This window comes from Loktanella sp. PT4BL (assembly GCF_003201935.1).
In the GTDB taxonomy this organism is placed as follows: domain Bacteria; phylum Pseudomonadota; class Alphaproteobacteria; order Rhodobacterales; family Rhodobacteraceae; genus Yoonia.
In genome coordinates this window covers 157,759-175,504 of the sequence record NZ_QJJL01000002.1, presented here as the reverse complement: position 1 = coordinate 175,504, position 17,746 = coordinate 157,759, and the positions used below count along the sequence as shown (strand labels likewise).

18 protein-coding genes are annotated in these 17,746 nt (G+C 59.1%); 7 read left to right on the top strand and 11 right to left on the bottom strand.

Annotated features, from left to right (window positions below; all coding sequences use genetic code 11):
• Nucleotides 1-21: 21 nt before the first annotated feature.
• The 9 genes from hflX to dusB all read right to left on the bottom strand — a co-directional run bounded on the left by hflX (nt 22) and on the right by dusB (nt 11,756).
• Nucleotides 22-1,296, bottom strand: a complete 1,275-nt coding sequence (gene hflX / locus C7964_RS05810; protein WP_110278741.1) for a GTPase HflX — start codon at nt 1,294-1,296, stop codon at nt 22-24.
• 2 nt (nt 1,297-1,298) lie between these two features.
• On the bottom strand, nt 1,299-1,532 hold the full coding sequence (hfq, locus tag C7964_RS05805; protein ID WP_007204924.1) for an RNA chaperone Hfq: 234 nt from the start codon (nt 1,530-1,532) through the stop codon (nt 1,299-1,301).
• Between the two features lie 118 nt (nt 1,533-1,650).
• Entirely contained in the window at nt 1,651-3,171 is a 1,521-nt protein-coding gene (locus C7964_RS05800; protein ID WP_110278740.1) for a TrkH family potassium uptake protein, read from the bottom strand.
• Entirely contained in the window at nt 3,171-4,547 is a 1,377-nt protein-coding gene (trkA, locus tag C7964_RS05795) for a Trk system potassium transporter TrkA (RefSeq protein ID WP_110278739.1), read from the bottom strand. Before trkA ends, C7964_RS05800 begins: the two co-directional genes overlap by 1 nt.
• Nucleotides 4,544-5,947, bottom strand: coding sequence for a nitrogen assimilation response regulator NtrX (gene ntrX, locus C7964_RS05790; protein WP_110278738.1), 1,404 nt, complete (start codon nt 5,945-5,947; stop codon nt 4,544-4,546). Before ntrX ends, trkA begins: the two co-directional genes overlap by 4 nt.
• A gap of 8 nt (nt 5,948-5,955) precedes the next feature.
• Nucleotides 5,956-8,178: a sensor histidine kinase NtrY-like gene (locus tag C7964_RS05785; protein ID WP_110279429.1), complete on the bottom strand. Its 2,223-nt coding sequence runs from the start codon at nt 8,176-8,178 to the stop codon at nt 5,956-5,958.
• Between the two features lie 130 nt (nt 8,179-8,308).
• The gene (locus tag C7964_RS05780) at nt 8,309-9,682 is read right to left on the bottom strand and encodes a response regulator (protein WP_110278737.1); all 1,374 of its coding nucleotides are present in this window, start codon (nt 9,680-9,682) and stop codon (nt 8,309-8,311) included.
• Nucleotides 9,683-9,684: 2 nt separating this feature from the next.
• The gene (locus tag C7964_RS05775) at nt 9,685-10,758 is read right to left on the bottom strand and encodes a two-component system sensor histidine kinase NtrB (protein ID WP_110278736.1); all 1,074 of its coding nucleotides are present in this window, start codon (nt 10,756-10,758) and stop codon (nt 9,685-9,687) included.
• Complete coding sequence (gene dusB, locus C7964_RS05770) at nt 10,755-11,756, bottom strand: tRNA dihydrouridine synthase DusB (RefSeq protein ID WP_110278735.1); 1,002 nt, start codon at nt 11,754-11,756, stop codon at nt 10,755-10,757. Before dusB ends, C7964_RS05775 begins: the two co-directional genes overlap by 4 nt.
• Before the next feature lie 186 nt (nt 11,757-11,942).
• Here dusB and C7964_RS05765 point away from each other — a divergent pair, with 186 nt between their 5' ends.
• The 3 genes from C7964_RS05765 to C7964_RS05755 are packed head-to-tail and all read left to right on the top strand — an operon-like array spanning nt 11,943 to nt 14,040.
• Nucleotides 11,943-13,091 (top strand): bifunctional 2-C-methyl-D-erythritol 4-phosphate cytidylyltransferase/2-C-methyl-D-erythritol 2,4-cyclodiphosphate synthase, encoded by a 1,149-nt coding sequence (locus tag C7964_RS05765; protein ID WP_110278734.1) that lies wholly within the window; start codon nt 11,943-11,945, stop codon nt 13,089-13,091.
• Nucleotides 13,088-13,576, top strand: a complete 489-nt coding sequence (locus C7964_RS05760; protein WP_110278733.1) for a phosphatidylglycerophosphatase A family protein — start codon at nt 13,088-13,090, stop codon at nt 13,574-13,576. Before C7964_RS05765 ends, C7964_RS05760 begins: the two co-directional genes overlap by 4 nt.
• Complete coding sequence (locus C7964_RS05755; RefSeq protein ID WP_110278732.1) at nt 13,573-14,040, top strand: CinA family protein; 468 nt, start codon at nt 13,573-13,575, stop codon at nt 14,038-14,040. Before C7964_RS05760 ends, C7964_RS05755 begins: the two co-directional genes overlap by 4 nt.
• On the opposite strand, the gene C7964_RS05750 is transcribed toward C7964_RS05755, so the two are convergent.
• Entirely contained in the window at nt 14,037-14,480 is a 444-nt protein-coding gene (locus C7964_RS05750) for a type II toxin-antitoxin system RatA family toxin (protein ID WP_110278731.1), read from the bottom strand. The two genes, C7964_RS05755 and C7964_RS05750, sit on opposite strands and share 4 nt — an antisense overlap.
• Nucleotides 14,481-14,564: 84 nt before the next feature.
• Here C7964_RS05750 and hpt point away from each other — a divergent pair, with 84 nt between their 5' ends.
• The 4 genes from hpt (at nt 14,565) to C7964_RS05735 (ending at nt 16,726) form a co-directional block, all read left to right on the top strand.
• Nucleotides 14,565-15,110: a hypoxanthine phosphoribosyltransferase gene (gene hpt / locus C7964_RS05745; RefSeq protein WP_110278730.1), complete on the top strand. Its 546-nt coding sequence runs from the start codon at nt 14,565-14,567 to the stop codon at nt 15,108-15,110.
• On the top strand, nt 15,107-15,280 hold the full coding sequence (locus C7964_RS19895; protein ID WP_181417114.1) for a hypothetical protein: 174 nt from the start codon (nt 15,107-15,109) through the stop codon (nt 15,278-15,280). Before hpt ends, C7964_RS19895 begins: the two co-directional genes overlap by 4 nt.
• Nucleotides 15,281-15,361: 81 nt before the next feature.
• Nucleotides 15,362-15,838 carry a c-type cytochrome gene (locus tag C7964_RS05740; protein WP_110278729.1) on the top strand — a complete coding sequence of 159 codons (477 nt, stop codon included), beginning with the start codon at nt 15,362-15,364 and terminating at the stop codon, nt 15,836-15,838.
• A gap of 6 nt (nt 15,839-15,844) precedes the next feature.
• The gene (locus C7964_RS05735; protein ID WP_110278728.1) at nt 15,845-16,726 is read left to right on the top strand and encodes a c-type cytochrome; all 882 of its coding nucleotides are present in this window, start codon (nt 15,845-15,847) and stop codon (nt 16,724-16,726) included.
• Here the strand turns inward: C7964_RS05735 and lipA are convergent, their stop codons facing one another.
• Nucleotides 16,727-17,686 carry a lipoyl synthase gene (gene lipA / locus C7964_RS05730; RefSeq protein WP_110279428.1) on the bottom strand — a complete coding sequence of 320 codons (960 nt, stop codon included), beginning with the start codon at nt 17,684-17,686 and terminating at the stop codon, nt 16,727-16,729. It lies immediately after the preceding gene.
• Nucleotides 17,687-17,746 lie beyond the last annotated feature (60 nt).

Here is a 17,746-nt window from a genome sequence, read left to right as displayed (position 1 = left end):
GTCCGCAAAGCTGCCGTTCCCCTACAACCGCACAAACCGTTCTTTCTGCAAAGCTGTCCAGAACACCGTCAGGTCGTAACCCGTCTCGGTCTGCACCTCTTTCGTCACGATCCCTGCATCAAAGAGCCATGCGCGTTTGCGCCCTTCTGAGAAGGTCAGCGTCAGCTTTTCCTCGCTCCGGGGGTCTTTGAGCTTGTCGGGAATCGCAGCCAGGAGCCTGTCCAGCCCGTCACCGGTGATCGCAGAAATCGCATAAAGATCGTCCATGCGCGCCGCCTGTGTCAGCACCGCATCGCGCGCGTCACCTTCCAGCAGGTCGACCTTGTTCCAGACCTCGATGATCGGGGCCTCTTCGGCCACGCCAAGGCTTTGCAGAATGGCGCGCACGTCCTGTGCCTGCTCTTCGGTCTGTTCGTGGCTGATGTCGCGGACGTGCACGATCAGGTCCGCGTCAAGCACCTCTTCCAGCGTGGCACGGAAGGCCGCGACCAGTTCGGTCGGCAGATCAGAGATGAAACCCACGGTGTCGGACATGATGATTTCGTCACCTGTCGGGAGCACGATCTTCCGCATCGTGGGGTCTAGTGTTGCGAAGAGCATGTCCTTGGCAAAGACTTCGGCCCCTGTCAGACGATTGAAAAGCGTGGATTTGCCCGCGTTTGTATAGCCTACTAAGGCCACAATCGGGAACGGCACCTTGGCGCGGGACGCGCGGTGAAGTTCGCGGGTTTTTACCACTTTCGCCAGTTGCTTGCGCAGGCGGTTGAGCTGTTCGTCAATGGCGCGCCGGTCGGCCTCGATCTGTGTTTCACCCGGGCCGCCGACAAAGCCCAATCCACCGCGTTGCCGCTCAAGGTGGGTCCATGCCCGCACCAGACGCGTGCGCTGGTAAGACAGTGCGGCCATTTCCACCTGCAACACGCCCTCGGAGGTGCGCGCGCGGTCGCTGAAGATTTCCAGAATAAGTCCGGTGCGATCAAGCAGTTTGACGCCCCATTCCTTTTCCAGATTGCGCTGCTGCACAGGGGTCACGGGGCCGTCGATCAGGACAAGCTCGATTTCGGCGTCGTGAAACACCTGTTTCAACTCTGCGATCTTGCCTTTGCCAAAGAGTTTACCGGGCTGGATTTTCGGCAGGCGAACGATGGTGCCGCCAATCACATCCAGATCCGGCAAGGCAGCGGCCAAAGCCAAACCTTCCGCCAAAGCGGGCTCAGCCGCGCGGCGGTTCTGGTCGTTCTTTAGTTCGGGATGCAGTACCCAAGCCCGTGTCACGGGGCGATCATGTTCGAGCAAAGTTACTCTTCACCTTCATAAAGGCTGATCGGTTGCGCCGGCATGATGGTGGAAATCGCGCTTTTGTAAACAAGCTGCGATTGTCCGTCACGACGCAGAAGGACGCAAAAGCTGTCGAACCAAGTGATCACGCCTTGGAGTTTCACACCGTTCACGAGGAAAATCGTGACGGGTACTTTTGTTTTGCGCACATGATTAAGGAATGCGTCTTGCAGATTTGCTTTGTCGGCAGCCATCGCCAAACCCTTTTTTCTTTTTCTTGCGGCCGCGGACCGGCCCCCCAGTGTAGTCAGGCTCAGTATGTCGCGCCTGATCTGGAGTTTCCACCCCCTATTTACACATTAAAAGAAGCGCTTAGCGCTGCCAGATTTCAGGATTGAAGAGCGCGATGATCGCCAGCGTTTCCAAGCGTCCCAGGACCATGGCAAAGGCCAGAATGACCTTGGCGGCATCGGGAATTCCCGAGTAGGCAATCGGCGTTTCTGCAGCAACCGAGGCCAATGGCCCTGTTGTCGACAGTGCCGAGACCGCCAGCACCATTGACGTTTCAAACTGTACCCCTGTCAGCGACAGAGCCAGCATCACCGCAGCAATGCTGATCGCAAACAGCATGAAGAATACCCATGAGATATAGGCGCCCTGTTTGCGGATACGCCGCGCATCCTTGCCACCGCCACCAATAGAGGACGGATGCAAAAGGCGCTCCTGTTCCCGTTCGCCATGACGGTAAAGCGCGTAAATCCGCAAGAGTTTGACCCCGCCTGCCGTTGTCGCCACACCGCCCCCGATCAGGGCAAGACCGATCAGGAACAACCCCGGTGTGTTCAGGCCTGACCAGTCCGTTGCGCCGCCCCAGAAATGCGATTCAAATCCGGTTGTCGTCAAGAAAGAGGTCACTGTGAACAACCCGCCCCAAAGCGCTGATGCCACTTCCTGCAAACCGGCAGGGTCTGCGCGTTCGGCGGCACCAATGAAATGGCGCATGAACAAAAGCGTCGTGACCGTGCCGATCAGGACCAGTGCTGTCAAGAACTCGGGATCGCGCCGCAACCCGCGCTCCCGCTCGCCGATCAGGCCACGGCTAAACGTCAGACGGGACAGGGCGAAGATGAAGAAACAGAAGATCAACAGCTCGCCCCAGAACCGCGAGGCGGCAAAATAGAGCCCCCCGATAGGCGAAATACCCGAGGTCGAGAGCGTCGACATGGCGTGAATCAGTGCGATGTAGGGAAATTCCCCCGCAATTACGAGCCCAACCCAGAGTATCGCTGTCAGGCCGATATAAATCGGCGTCAGCGTCAGCGTATAGCGCACAAGCCGTTCAGACGGGTCTGCAATCTGCGCAATCTGCGTAAATCCGCCACTGGTGCCCCTGCCCGCGTTGCCCGTTGCACGCACCTCGAACCCGCCAAGGTTCATGGGTGCGAAAATCGACACCGCGGTCACCCAGACGAGCAGACCACCCATCCAGCCCACCAGACCGCGCCAGAGATGCTGCGACGGGGTCAACCGCCCTGCAGTGTCATAAACCGTGGCACCAGTTGTGGTGAAGCTCGACACCATTTCAAACCATGCGTCCAGAAATGTCGTGTTGCCGACGGCAACGTAGAAGGGAATCGCAAACATGATCGGCAGGGCCGAAAAGGCCGCGAAAAGGCCGACCAGCTGGCTACGGGCCACACTGCGGGGCGCATAGCCCGCGGTGGCCAGACCGATCATCAGCGTGATGATCGAAAACAGGATAAATCCGTAAAAGAATACGCGCATCGTGTCGAAGTCTTCCATGACCGCGCCATGCGCTGCTGGAACGATCATCGACGCCGCACCCAGACCCATCAGGATCACGAAAAATGGAAGCCGGACAATCGAAGCCATCAGAAGAAGTCTATCGAGACCTGCAAGAGGCGTTCAACTTCGGGCACGTCATCGGACATCGCGAAAATCGCAATCACGTTGCCCTCTTCGATGCGCGTCTCGCCGGTCGGGCGCACGATTTTGCCTTGCTGCATGACCGCGCCGATCAATGTGCCTTCGGGAAAGTCGATATCCTTCACCTTCTGGCCCGCAATCGGTGATGTTCCCAGCACTTGCGCCTCGATCACTTCCGCCTCGGCATCCCCGATCGAGTAGACACCGCGCACGCGCCCGTGGCGGATGTGACGCAGGATCGAACTCACAGTCACCGCACGGGGGTTGATGTAGGCATCAATATCCAATGGGCCCATCAGCGGCACCAAGGTCGGATCGTTCACCAAAGAGATCGACATTTTACAGCCCATCTCTTTGGCGCGGACAGCGGCAAGCAGGTTTGTCTTGTCATCATCCGTTACAGCCAGCACGGCGTCAGCCGAAGAAATATTCGCCTCTTCGAGCAAACCGCTGTCCAGCCCGTCGCCATGCAAAACGATCGTCCGGTCCAGCGCATCCGCCGCACGTTCGGCATTCTCGCGGTTCTTCTCGATCACTTTGACACGCACACGTTCGGTGCGCGCTTCGAGCGCTTGCGCCACACCAAGCCCGACATTGCCGCCACCAATGATGACGATACGTTCCTGTTTTGACTGGGTTTTACCGAAAATTTCCAGCGTCCGCGTCATATCTTCGGTGTCGGTGAAGATATAGCATTCATCATCGGGAAAAATCTGGTCACCGGGGGATGGCACAAAAAGCGTTCCTTCGCGCCGGATGCCCACCACGACGGCGCGGAGCGTGGAGAAAAGATCGGTCAGCTGGCGCAGGGGTGTGTTGATGACAGGGCAATCGTCATCAATCATGATCCCGAGCAGTTGCGCGCGCCCTTCCAGAAAGCTTTCGGTGTCAAAGGCCGCGGGTGCCGCCAAGCGCTGCAAGGCCGCCTCTGCGACCTCGCGCTCGGGCGAAATGACCACGTCGATGGGCAGGTGATTGCGCCGGTAAAGATCGGCATAGGCCGGATCGAGATAGTTCTGGGCGCGCAGGCGGGCGATTTTGCGCTGCACCGAAAACACCGAATGGGCCACCTGACAGGTGACCATATTCACCTCATCGGAATGGGTCGCCGCAATGACCATATCGGCATCTGCGGCACCCGCGCGGTCCAGCACGTCAGGGTAGCTTGCAAAGCCCGCGATGCCCTGCACGTCCAACGTATCTGTCGCACGACGCACCAGTTCGGGGTTGCTGTCCACGACTGTGACATCGTTGTTTTCGCCGGACAAATGACGGGCAATTTGCCAGCCAACCTGACCTGCACCGCAGATGATGACTTTCATTCGTCCTCGCCTTCAATATAAGCCACGCGGCCACCCGCCTTGTTCGTTGTCACAACGCCTAGCGATTTCAGCTTCCGGTGCAAGGCCGAACGTTCCATGCCCACAAATGCCGCTGTACGGCTGATATTGCCACCGAACCGGTTGATCTGGGTCAGCAGGTACTCGCGTTCAAAAAGCTCGCGGGCCTCGCGCAAGGGCAGCGTCGCAAGACCACCAGCCAGCACGATCCGGCCTTCCTCACCGCCGCCATCTTCACTGTTCGGCAGCTCTTTGGCGGTGATATCGCCCGTGTTTTCCCCAAGAATAAGAACGCGTTCAACCACGTTCTTCAACTGCCGCACGTTCCCCGGCCAGAGCATGGTTTGCAAGAGCGCGCGTGCGTCCTCTGCCAATTTGCGAAGTGGCAGGCCTTGCAGCTTGTTGCAGCTCTCAATGAAATGCTCGGCCAGAAGCGGAATATCCTCGCGGCGTTCCTCCAATGACGGCACAGCAATCGGCACAACATTCAAACGGTGATAGAGTTCTTCGCGGAACATGCCCGCAGCGATGGCTGCGGAAAGGTCGCGGTTGGTGCTGGAAATCACCCGCAAATCCACCTGAACCTTGTCGTTGCCGCCCACGCGCTGAAAGCGCTGCTCGACCAATACGCGCAGGATCTTCGATTGCGTTCCCAAGGGCATATCCGCAATTTCATCGAAATAAACGACACCGCCATTGGCTTCTTCCAGCAAACCATGCTCGATGCCGCGCCCTGCGTCTTCACGGCCGAACAAGACTTCCTCCATGCGCTCGGGTTCGATCGAAGCCGAGTTCACCACCACAAAGGGTGCCGAGGCACGGTTGGAATTGGCGTGGATATAGCGCGCCGCGATTTCCTTGCCCGCCCCCGCAGGCCCTGTCAGCATCACACGGCCGTTGGATTTTGTCACCTTGTCCAGTTGCGATTTGAGTGTCCGGAAGGCCGCGCTGTCGCCCAGCATCTCAGCACTCTGGCTTTCGCCGCGCCGCAGTTGCACGTTTTCGCGGCGCAGGCGCGAGGTTTCCATCGCGCGGCGGATCACCACCAACAACTGGTCAATGTTGAAGGGCTTTTCGATAAAGTCATAGGCGCCCTGTTTAATTGCCGCGACCGCGATCTCAATATTGCCGTGGCCCGAAATAATAACGATCGGTATCTCCGGATGGTCGCGCTTGACGGTCTTGAGAATATCAATCCCGTCCATATTGCTGTCTTTCAGCCAGATATCGAGGATCATCAGAGCGGGCTGCTCGGCTGCAATCTGGGCCATACATTCGTCCGAGGTTCCGGCCAGCCGCGTGGTGTAGCCTTCGTCGATCAGAATTTCCGAAATGAGTTCGCGAATGTCGCGCTCATCATCCGTAATCAGAATATCGCCCATAATTTACCTCATGCTGGAATTTTGGGGGCACGCGCGGCTTGCACCGATGCGGGCAGTTGAATAATGGCGCAGGCGCCTGCGTGAGTGGAACCTGCAAAAACCTCGGCATCTGTCAGTGTCAGCGTACCGCCGTGTTCCTCGATGATCTTCTTGACGATGGGCAGGCCAAGACCCGTCCCCTCGCCACGCGTCGTCACGTAAGGCTCGAACAGGCGCGCGCGATCTTCCGGCAGGCCGATCCCGTTGTCCGAGATTTTAATCGTTACTGTATCCTTGTCCTTTGACATACGGAGCTGGATTTCAGGGCGATAGCCCTCTGCCCCGTGGCGGCTGATATAGGTTTCCGTCGCCTCTCCTGCATTCTTCAAAAGGTTCGTCAGCGCCTGCCCGATCATGGTGTCATCCATATCGACCAGAACCTGTTCCTCGGGGATTTCGGCGGCAAAATGCACATCGGGCTGGCCTGCGATTTGCAGGGACAGCGCGTCATGCACCAGTTGCGTCATGTCATTGATATGCAGTTCCGGTTCCGGCATGCGCGCAAATTTGGAAAACTCGTCCACGATGCGCCGCAGATCGTTGGTCTGGCGCACAATCACGTCTGTCATCTGTTCCAGCTTGTCCGCGTCATGGCCGACCTGACTATGGAACTTGCGTTTGATCCGTTCCGCCGAGAGCTGGATCGGCGTCAGCGGGTTCTTGATCTCATGCGCAATCCGGCGCGCCACGTCGCCCCAAGCGGCCATACGCTGGGCACTCACCAGATCGGTCACATCGTCAAAGGCTACAACATAGCCTTCCAATGTCCCGTCCACATTCCGGCGCTGCGCCATCCGCACCAGCAGGCTTTCCTGTTGACCCTTTCGGATCAGATTGATCTGGCCCTGCACGCTTTCACGGTCGGTTTCGCAGACCTGCGTGAAAAGATCGGCAAACTCGGGAACGGCAACCGTGAGCGCCGTTTCTTCGGGGTGTTCACCCACGGATAACAAGCGGCTGGCCGAGGGGTTCACAAACGTCACGCGGCCATAGGCATCAAGCCCGACAACCCCGGAGGTGACGGACCGCAACACCGAGTCAAACAAACGCCCGCGCCGTTCTGTCCGCTGGTTTGTCTCGATCAGCTGGTCGCGCTGTCCTTTCAGGCGGCTCGTCATCTGGTTGAAGTAATGACCCAGTTGCGAAATCTCGTCATCGCCGTCATCCTCGATCACGCGCACATCAAGATCACCCGACCCGACCCGTTGCGACGCAGACACCAGGCGCCCAACAGGCGTTGACAGGCGCTCGGCAAAGACCAGACCGCCCCAGATCGCACCAAGGATCAGGATAAATCCGAATCCCAGATAAAGCAGGCCGAACTGGAACAACAACTGCCCGCGCTCGTTCTGAAGCTCCTCATATTGGGCGACCGTCTCGGTCGTGTCATCCAGCAGGGTCAGCACGTTCCCGTCCACAGGGCGCGTGACGTAGAGATACCTGTCGCGGAAGGCCAGAAGCGGGATCAGGGCGCGGAATTCGTTGTTGGCAAAGTCCTGAATGATCGCAAGGCCGGTGTCATCGGCGCGCGTGAAATCCTCGGCTGACGGGCGTTCATAGCCAAATTCATAGGACCGTGCGCCGCGGGCCGCGATTGTGCCCAAGCCGTCAATCACAAAAGCCTCGCTCAGGCCCCGCTCCACCTGCGCCTGCACGTCACCCAATGCGCGCCGCACCTCGCCATCGTCCATAAAGAGGTTCGCTTGCCGTTCGCGGTTCAGATAGGCCGCCAGATCAAGCCCGTCGCGCGTCAGCTCCTGGCGGTGCTCTTCTTCATAGGCCTGTGCTGTTGTCAAAGACGTCCGCAACACATTGCCCACAGGTTCCGAAAACAGCCCGTCGAGGGCAATCGAAATCAGGGTGACAGAAAAGACCGCTACCAGCACGATGGGCACCAGCGCCGACAGCGCAAAGACCCCGGTCAGACGCAGACTGAGCCGTGAGCCTGCCGATTTGGCGCGCCGCGCCGAGACCATGCGCGCCACCTGCCGCATGACCAGGGCCGCCACGACCAGCACATAGATGAAATCCAGAAGCAGAACCAAACGCAGAGACGTGGACGACGCACCGCGATCCAGCGGTCCGACGACAATATAGGTCAGCACCGCCAGCAGTGGCCCCGCCACCACAAGGCCGATCGTAAACGCCGTTTGCACATGGCGCTGGCGGAACCAGCGGCCAAGTCGCGTCATATTCAGGCCCAGTAGGGAACGCCGCACGCGCAATGCCCTGTTATTGTGGTGAGGTCGCCCCCACGGTACCGCCATTCGCTGTGGTCTTTCTGCTACGCTGACGTAGGAGTGCCACGGTTCTGTTGCGGTTTTACATCAATTTGCGGCGGCGTGTCACGCGTATATCGAGATCGGTGATCTTCTTGCGGAGTGTATTTCGGTTTATGCCCAGCAAATCTGCGCATTTGGCCTGATTTCCACCCGTTGCATCCAGTGCAATCTCGATCAGCGGGCCCTCTACCTCTTTCAGGATTCGGTTATAGAGCCCCGGCGGCGGCAGAACCCCGCCATGCAGATCGAAATAGCGGCGCAGATGCTTGTTCACGCTCGCACTCAGCTTGTCGCCCTCGCCGCCTGACCGCAGCGGTTCGATTGCGGGCTGGTTACCGAGGACCAGTTCGACCTCGGCGCGGGTGATCTCATCCTCTGATGCGGTAAAGACCAGCCGGCGCACGGCGTTTTCCAACTGCCGCACGTTGCCGGGCCAGCTATAGGCGCGGACGAGATCAAGGGCCGCATCGCCGAAGCGGCGTAAAGGCGCGCCATCACGTTCGGCGCGGGCCAGAAAATGCTCTGCCAGCAGCGGAATATCATCGACACGCTCGCGCAGTGACGGGACATCAACGGTGACACCGCCCAGCCGGTAAAACAGATCCTCACGGAATAACCCGTCTTCCATACGTCCCATCAGGTCGGTTTGCGAGGTGGCCATAATCCGCGGCGCATTGTCGCCCAGTGTATCCAGCATCCGCACGATCCGGCCCTGTGCCTCCTCGGACAGATCACTGACCTCGTCAAAGAGGATCGACCCGCCTTTGGCACGGCTCAGCACCGTTGAGGGGCCGTCCATCCCCTCCAGATCAGAGGCCGACACCACAACAAACGGCAGGCTGCGCCGGTCTGAGAAATCATGGACAGCGCGTGCGATCAGCGATTTTCCGGTACCGCTTTCGCCAGTGATCAGCACCGGCAGTTGGGTGTTCATGACCCGCGCGACAAGCCGGTAGAGACCCTGCATCACCGGCGTACGCCCCACCAGCGGCAGATCACCGCCCTGTTCGGTCGCGTTCACATCGGGGGCACGTGTCGTGGGCGCACGGCGTTTGACCTCCAATGCACGCGCGGCGCGTTTCATCAGATCGGGCAGATCGAAAGGTTTCGGCAGGTAATCATAGGCGTCCGCCTCAGCGGCCTGAATGGCGGTCATTATGGTGTTCTGCGCAGAAATCACGATCACAGGCAGACCGGGGCGCGCCTCTGCAATCTTTGGCAACTGCTCAAGGCCGTTACCATCAGGCATGATCACATCGGAAATCACCAGATCACCTTTGCCCTCATCAACCCAGCGCATCAGCGTGACAATCGAGGATGTCGCATGCACCTTGCAGCCTGCCCGCGTCAAAGCCTGGGTCAATACCGTTCTGATCGTCCGGTCGTCGTCGGCAACAAGTACTGTCCCGTCCATTGCTATTCTCCTGCTTCATAATCTTTGGGCACCACCGGCAGCGAAATCCGGAAGACCGTGCGCCCGGGGACGCTATCCACCGAAATCCACCCACCGGCGTCACCGATCAGTTTTGACACCAACGCAAGCCCGAGCCCTGTTCCGTTTTCCTTGCCCGATACAAAAGGCTCAAAGATATCATCCGCAATCTCGCGCGGCAGGCCCGGGCCATCGTCAATGATCTCGACCTGCAACGGCAGGCGGGCATGGGTGCCATCCGAACGATGAACACGCAACGAGGTATCATAGAAGGTATGCAGGGTGATGGTCCCCGCTTCCTTGCAGGCCTCCGAGGCATTTTTCAGCAAATTCAGGAACACCTGCAAAAGCTGGTCCCCATCTGCCAGCGTTTGCGGCAGGGAGGGGTCATAGGCTTCGACGAAAAGCATATGGGCGCCAAAACCCACCGCCGCCGATTGGCGGGCGCGGTCCAGTATGTCGTGGATATTGATGGGCTTGAGCACCGGTTTGCGCAGGTTTCCGAATTGTTCGACCTGTTCGAGCAGTTTTACGATCCGGCGGCTTTCCTCGACGATCAGATCAGTCATTTCCTGATCTTCCGATGACAACCCCATCGACAAAAGCTGCGCCGCGCCAGTGATGCCCGCCAGCGGGTTCTTGATCTCATGGGCCAGCATTTCCGCCATTCCAATCGCCGATTTCGCGGCCTTGCCGGACGAGTGGTTCTGGTTGATCCGGCTGGCAATCTCGCGCGGGCTGATCATGACGATCATCTGGTCGTCACTGCCCTGCAACGGCGCGAATTGCAGATTGCACAGCATCGGCGGGCGCTCGCCGCTGCCGACATCTACATCATTCACAAAAAGCGATGTGCGGTTTTCCCTTGCGCGGCGATAGGGCGCCTCAAGCGGCGCATCAATCATGACCTTTTCCCAAAGCCTCTCGCCCACCAGAGATTTGGACGACAGGTTGAGAAAACTTTCCGCCGCAGGGTTGCTCATGATGATGACGTCATCGCCATCAAGCATCAAAGACGGCACCGGAAGGGATGACCAAAGGGCTTGTCCTAAAATCATGCCGCCACCTTTAAATCGAACGCCTCGGGAAGATCGCGCAGGACATCTGCAGGTGCTGCGTGGGTCAGGATTGCCTTGCGCAATGCGGGTGGCGTGCCCGCATCGTCCATGTAACAGCCCAAATGCTTGCGGGCGACCTTACGCCCCAGTTCGGGGCCATAGAAAGTCAGCATCGCTTCATAATGACGGCAAACCATATCAATCAGATCATGGCCCTGCGGCACAACAGGTTCCGCCAATCCGTGCAGTGCAGCAGAGACCTGCGCGAGGACCCAAGGCCGCCCCTGCGCCCCGCGTCCGATCATCACGCCGTCGCCACCGGACAGGCGCAAGGCCGCGCGTGCGGTGTCCGCATCCACAATATCGCCATTGGCAATTACCGGAATCGTCACCGCGTCCTTGATATGCCGGATCGCGGCCCAGTCGGCAGCGCCTTTGTAAAACTGGCAGCGTGTCCGCCCGTGGATAGTGACCAGCTTGATCCCCGCCTCTTGGGCCCTGCGGGCCACATCGGCTGCATTCAGGCTGTCGTGATCCCAGCCAAGACGCGTTTTCAACGTTACGGGGACATCAACAGCATTGACGACGGCCTCGATCAGGCTGAGCGCATGATCGGGCGTGCGCAAAAGCGCCGACCCCGAATAGCCGTTCGTCACCTTTTTAGCCGGACAGCCCATGTTGATGTCAATGATCGCGGCCCCGTTCCCTGCCGCCATGCGCGCCGCCTCGGCCATCCAATAGGCCTCGCGTCCGGCTATCTGGACAGCCGTGCCTTCCTGGTCATAACCCAGTTCGGCGCGTTCGCGCACGCCGGGTTTGGCCTGCACCATTTCCTGGCTTGCAACCATTTCGCTGACAACCCAGCCAGCGCCAAAAGACGCGACCAGTTGGCGAAACGGCAGATCGGTGATTCCCGCCAAAGGCGCAAGCGCCACAGGCGGCGTCAAAGCCACATCGTCCAAGACCAATTGTTCGGTTACTGCCACAGAGATAATCATTCGCTTACAGGTTTGGCGTCGCGGTACATCTACGGAGATTTGGCGCCTCCTTCAACGAAACTCGGCCCATTTATCCCGATAAAATGGCGTTTGCTTAATTTTTGTGCATTTCGCTTGCCAAACTGACGAATTGCACCGGCGCGGTCCGGGGCCTAAACCTGAGCCAAGGATAAGGACAGATCACAGATGACAGTAGCGGCAATCATCGTAGCGGCAGGGCGCGGCACCCGTGCGGGTGGCGACGTCCCGAAACAGTGGCAACGGATCGGTGACCGCACTGTCGCCGCCTATGCCATGGCGCGTTTCGCCAACCACCCGGCGATCACACAGTTGATCCTTGTATTGCATCCCGATGACGTTGACACAGCCCTCTGGCCGCGTGAGCCTGAGGCAACGGTCGTCACGGGTGGTGCCACCCGTGCTGCATCGGTTCGGGCGGGTTTGGCGGCAGCAGAGCCCGGGATCGAGACTGTGCTCATACACGACGCGGCCCGCCCGCTGGTAACCGATGCCGTGATTGATCGTGTGCTGGACGCTCTTGCAACCCATGTCGGTGCAGCCCCTGCAATTGCGGTGACGGATACGCTCTGGCATGGCACAGACGGCACAGTCGCAGGTGTGCAGGACCGCACGGGCCTCTACCGTGCGCAGACACCCCAAGGTTTTCACCTTGCACCCTTGCGGGACGCACATGCCGCGGGCACCGGGCAGGAAACCGATGATGTGGCGGTTGCCCGTGCGGCGGGGCTGGACGTTGCGATCGTGGCAGGCGATGAAGCGAACATAAAGATCACAACGCCCGAGGATTTCGACCGGGCCGCAGAGCTGATGAGGCGCAACCCGATGACTTCCACCCCCGATATCCGCTGTGGCAACGGCTATGATGTGCACCGCTTTGGCCCCGGCGATCATGTCTGGCTTTGTGGTGTGCAAATCCCCCATACCCGCAGCCTTCAGGGCCATTCCGATGCGGATGTGGGCATGCATGCTGTCACAGACGCGATCTATGGCGCGTTGGGCAAAGGTGACATCGGCCAGCACTTCCCGCCCTCGGACCCGCAATGGAAGGGCGCCGCCAGCCATATTTTTCTGGAGCACGCGGTGGCGCTTGCCACGTCGCTGGGGTTCCGTATTGGCAATGCCGATTGCACGCTGGTCTGCGAATACCCCAAGATCGGGCCGCACCATGATGCCATGAAGGCGGTCATGTCCGCCTATATGGGCATCGAGAGCGACCGCATCAGCGTTAAGGCGACAACATCGGAAAAACTGGGCTTTACGGGGCGCGAGGAAGGCATTGCCGCCATCGCCACCGTGACGTTGATCAAGCCATGACACATCTGATTGCCACCTTCTTTTATGTGGGCCACATCCGCCCTGCCCCCGGCACATGGGGCTCGCTTGCCGCCCTGCCCGCCGGTTGGGCCATCTATGCGCTCTTCGGCCCTTGGGGCCTTATCGCGGGCATCGTGCTGTCTTACGTTCTTGGCGTCTGGGCCACGGGTGTCGAGACCAAAGGCAAGGACAACCACGACCCCTCCGAGATCGTGATCGACGAGGTCTGCGGCCAATGGATCGCCCTTCTGCCACTGGCCTTCGGCGCGGCTCGTCAGGACGTTGATATCCTCCTGCTATGGCCCGGATGGGTTGCCGCATTTGCGTTGTTCCGGCTTTTCGACATCACGAAATGGGGACCGATTGGCTGGGCCGACCGGATCCATGGGCCAACCGGCGTGATGCTGGATGACGTGATTGCAGGCATCTTTGCCGCGATCGGCGTTGCCGCACTTGCCGCGCTTTACCATATCGTTCTGATATGAGTGCGCAGGCTCTTCTGGACGCCGCCAAGGCAAAAGGTGTGATGCTGGCCACGGCTGAAAGCTGCACCGGTGGGATGGTCAGTGCCGCCATCACCGATATTGCAGGCAGCTCGGCGGTGTTCGACCGCGCATTCATTACCTACACAAATGCCGCGAAAACCCAGATGCTGGGGGTGTTGCCTGCCACGCTGGACGCCTTCGGCGCGGTCTCGGAAGAGGTCGCGCGCGAGATGGCGTCAGGCGCGCTGCGCAACTCTGACGCTGATATCGCGGTGGCGATTACCGGTATCGCGGGCCCGGGCGGATCAGACCACAAGCCCGAAGGCCGCGTGTGTTTCGGGGTTGCCACCGCCGCCGGCGTGCGCACCGAAACGGTAGAGTTTGGCGCGCAGGGCCGCGCAAATGTGCGCACCGCAGCGCGCGATCATGCGCTCGCGCTCTTGTTGCGTGCGGTTGAAGCCTAACGATAAAGCTCCGCCGCGCGCCGCTCGAACGACCGCACGACCCGCTGCATCGCTTCATTAAAGAACATGCCGGCGGCACCCTGCAAAAGGCGGCTTTTGAATTCGAAGTCCACCGCGAAGGAGACTTCACAGCCACCCTCGACGTCCTTGAATGACCACTGGCTTTCCAGATACCGGATCGGCCCATCAAGGTATTCTGTGTCAATCTTCATCTGTTCGGGCCAGAGCAGAACACGGCTTCCGAATTTTTCGCGGAACACTTTGAAAGATATCACCAGATCGGCCAGCATTTCTTGATGGTCGCCCTTGTCGGTGACACTGCGCACCCGCGCTGCCGCCGTCCACGGTAGAAATTTCGGGTAATTTCCCACGTCGGCGACAAGGTCATACATCTGCTGCGCAGTATAGGGCAGAAACTTGGTTTCAGAATGACGGGGCATAACGGCCTTTCGCGGGTGACTTCGCTGACGGATGTCGTAAACTTGGGCCAGAAAATCAACCTATTTCCCTGTATTGAGGCCTGAATGACGCACCCCACCTATGTGATCGACGAAATGATCAGCGCCAAAGCGATCGCGGCACGGATCGAAGATCTCGCACGCGAGATCCGTACCGAGTTTGCGGATACCAACAAGCTGGTGGTCGTGGGCCTGCTGCGCGGGTCTTTCGTGTTCATCGCCGATCTGGTGCGCGAACTGGATCTGCCTGTCGAAGTCGATTTTCTTGAGGCTTCGTCCTATGGCGACGGTATGGAAAGCACACGGGAAGTCCGTATTCTGAAAGACCTGCGCGGCCAGATCGAAGGGCGTGATGTGCTGATCGTCGAGGATATCGTCGATACCGGACATACGCTGGCCCATGTGACCAAGTTTCTGTGGTCGCGCAAACCCGCACGCATGAAAACCATCGCGCTGCTCGACAAACCCGCCCGCCGCGAGGTTGATCTCAAGGCGGACTGGATCGGATTTGAAATTCCGGACGAATTTGTCGTGGGTTATGGAATCGATTTTGCCCAACGCAACCGTAACCTCGGCTTTATCGGCAAAGTGCGGTTCCTCGAAGAGACATGAACACCCGCTGGCTCTTGAAGGCCAAACGCTGGGCGCAGAACCCGCCCTCGCCCGCCAGTATCAAATTCATTGTCGGAATCATTGTGTTCTGCCTGATCCTGTTTGGCTTCGAGCAGTTGTTTGGCTGGCCGGATTGGCTCACCCCGACCGATTTACGCCGAATGCGATAATCACGAAAACGTTATGAGGCGTTTTGTCGCACAGAGGGGTACGGTTTCGGTATTATTTTTTTGATTTCGTAGGAGAACCCCATGTCAAAAAAACTGAACCGTGTTGTCGCAACTGCTGTTGCTTTCTGTATCGCCGGGGCCGCATTCGCTGCAGGGCACCTGACCGAAGACCAGCAGCGCGCTATGGATGCGCGGCAGTCTCATATGGGCCTCTATTCCTTTAACCTTGGCCCGATTGGCGCAATGGCGCAGGACCGCATTCCTTACGATGCCGCAATTGCCACCGCAGCCGCATCAAACCTTGCAGCGCTCGCAAGCATGGATCAGGCCGCCTATTGGGTCGAAGGGACTGACGCGAGTATCGAAGGGTCACGCGCCAAGGCCGAAATCTGGACTGACGCCGCCGGATATATGGCCGAGAAAGAGAAACTTGCCGCAGCGACCGCTGCTTTGGCTGCAGTCGCAGGCGACGGGCTTGATGCCATGAAGGCGGCTTTCGGTCCTGTGGGCCAATCCTGCGGGTCTTGCCACGAAGCCTATCGCGCGCCGCGCACCTAAGATCACATGGCAAAATGGCGGATCATCGGGGTCCTGGCCCTTCTTGTGGTCGGTGCCGGCTGGTACATCACCAAACCGGCACCGTTGCCATCTGATGCGCTTGATGGTCTTACCGGTGATCCCGCCCGTGGCGAAATCGTCTTTGCCGCAGCAGGCTGTGCCTCGTGTCATACCAGTGAAGACGGCCCGCCCACGCTTTTAAGCGGCGGCAAGACATTTGCGTCGGATTTCGGGACCTTCGTCGCCCCCAACATCTCATCCGATCCGGAGCATGGTGTGGGCGCGTGGTCCGATCTGGCGCTTGCCAGCGCGATCATGCGCGGGGTCGGTGAAAATGGCGCGCATCTCTATCCCGCTTTCCCCTACACAAGCTATAACAAGGCAGAGCTCAGCGATATCGTCGATCTGATCGCCCATCTGCGCACCCTGCCCCCTTCCGACCAACCCAATGCGGCCCATGATCTGGCGTTTCCGTTCAACCAGCGGATCGCGCTGGGGCCGTGGAAATTCCTTTTCGCCAACTCTGACTGGGTTTTGCAGGAAGCAGCGAGCCCCGAACTGATCCGCGGACGTTATCTTGTCGAGGCCTTGGGCCACTGCGCCGAATGTCATACGCCCCGCAACGCATTGGGCGGGTTGGACACAGCGCGCTGGATGGGTGGTGCGCCGCATCCGTCCGACGAAGGGCGTATTCCGAACATCACAACAGCGGTCCTGTCATGGTCCGAGCGTGATATTGCAGAGTATCTGAAAAGCGGGTTCACACCCGATTTTGACAGTGCGGGCGGCGAGATGGCAGAAGTCGTCAAGAACACCGGCCAGTTGACCGATGACGACCGCGCCGCCATCGCCGCATACCTCAAGGCGATCCCGCCTGTGGCCGAGTGATCAGGCCAGCCCGAGCTTTTTCTGACGCGCTTCGCGCAGACGCGCGAAATCATCGCCCGCATGATAGGATGACCGTGTCAGCGGTGTCGCAGAAACCATCAGGAAGCCTTTGTTATAGGCGGCTTTTTCATAGGTCTTGAATTCTTCCGGCGTCACGAACCGGTCGACCCTATGGTGCTTCGGCGTTGGCTGGAGGTACTGACCGATCGTCAGAAAATCGATGTCGCCGGCGCGCATGTCTTCCATGACCTGCATCACGGCCTGCTTGTCTTCGCCAAGTCCGACCATAATGCCTGATTTGGTGAACATCGTCGGATCAAGCTCCTTCACACGCTGCAAAAGGCGCAGGGAATGAAAGTAGCGGGCACCGGGCCGCACTTCCGGATAGAGGCCGGGGACCGTTTCAAGGTTGTGGTTGAACACATCGGGGCGCGCTTCAACAACAACCTCCAAGACCTTGGGATCGCAGCGGATAAAGTCAGGCGTCAGGATTTCGATCGTTGTACCGGGCGACTGGCGGCGTACCGCACGGATTGTCTGGGCAAAATGTTCGGCACCGCCATCCTCGACATCGTCGCGGTCTACAGAGGTGATCACGACGTGATTCAACCCGAGCTTCTTGACCGCATCGGCCACGCGGCCTGGTTCAAACACGTCCAGCGCCTCGGGCGGTTTACCGGTGGCAATGTTGCAGAATGTGCACGCCCGCGTGCAGACCTCGCCCATGATCATCATCGTGGCGTGGCCTTGGGACCAGCATTCGCCGACATTGGGACAGCCCGCCTCTTCGCAGACCGTTACCAGCTTATTGTCGCGCATGATGTCGCGGGTCTTTTTATAGCCTTCCGATGTGGGTGCCTTGACCCTGATCCAGTCGGGCTTTTTGGGTTGCGGCGAATCCGGGCGGCGCTGTTTCTCAGGGTGGCGCTGCGCAGGAATCTTCAAATCGCGTGTGGGCATATTGGGCTCCAGTGATGTTACCCAATACCTAGCCTCGCCCTTGGCATTTGTCCAACCATC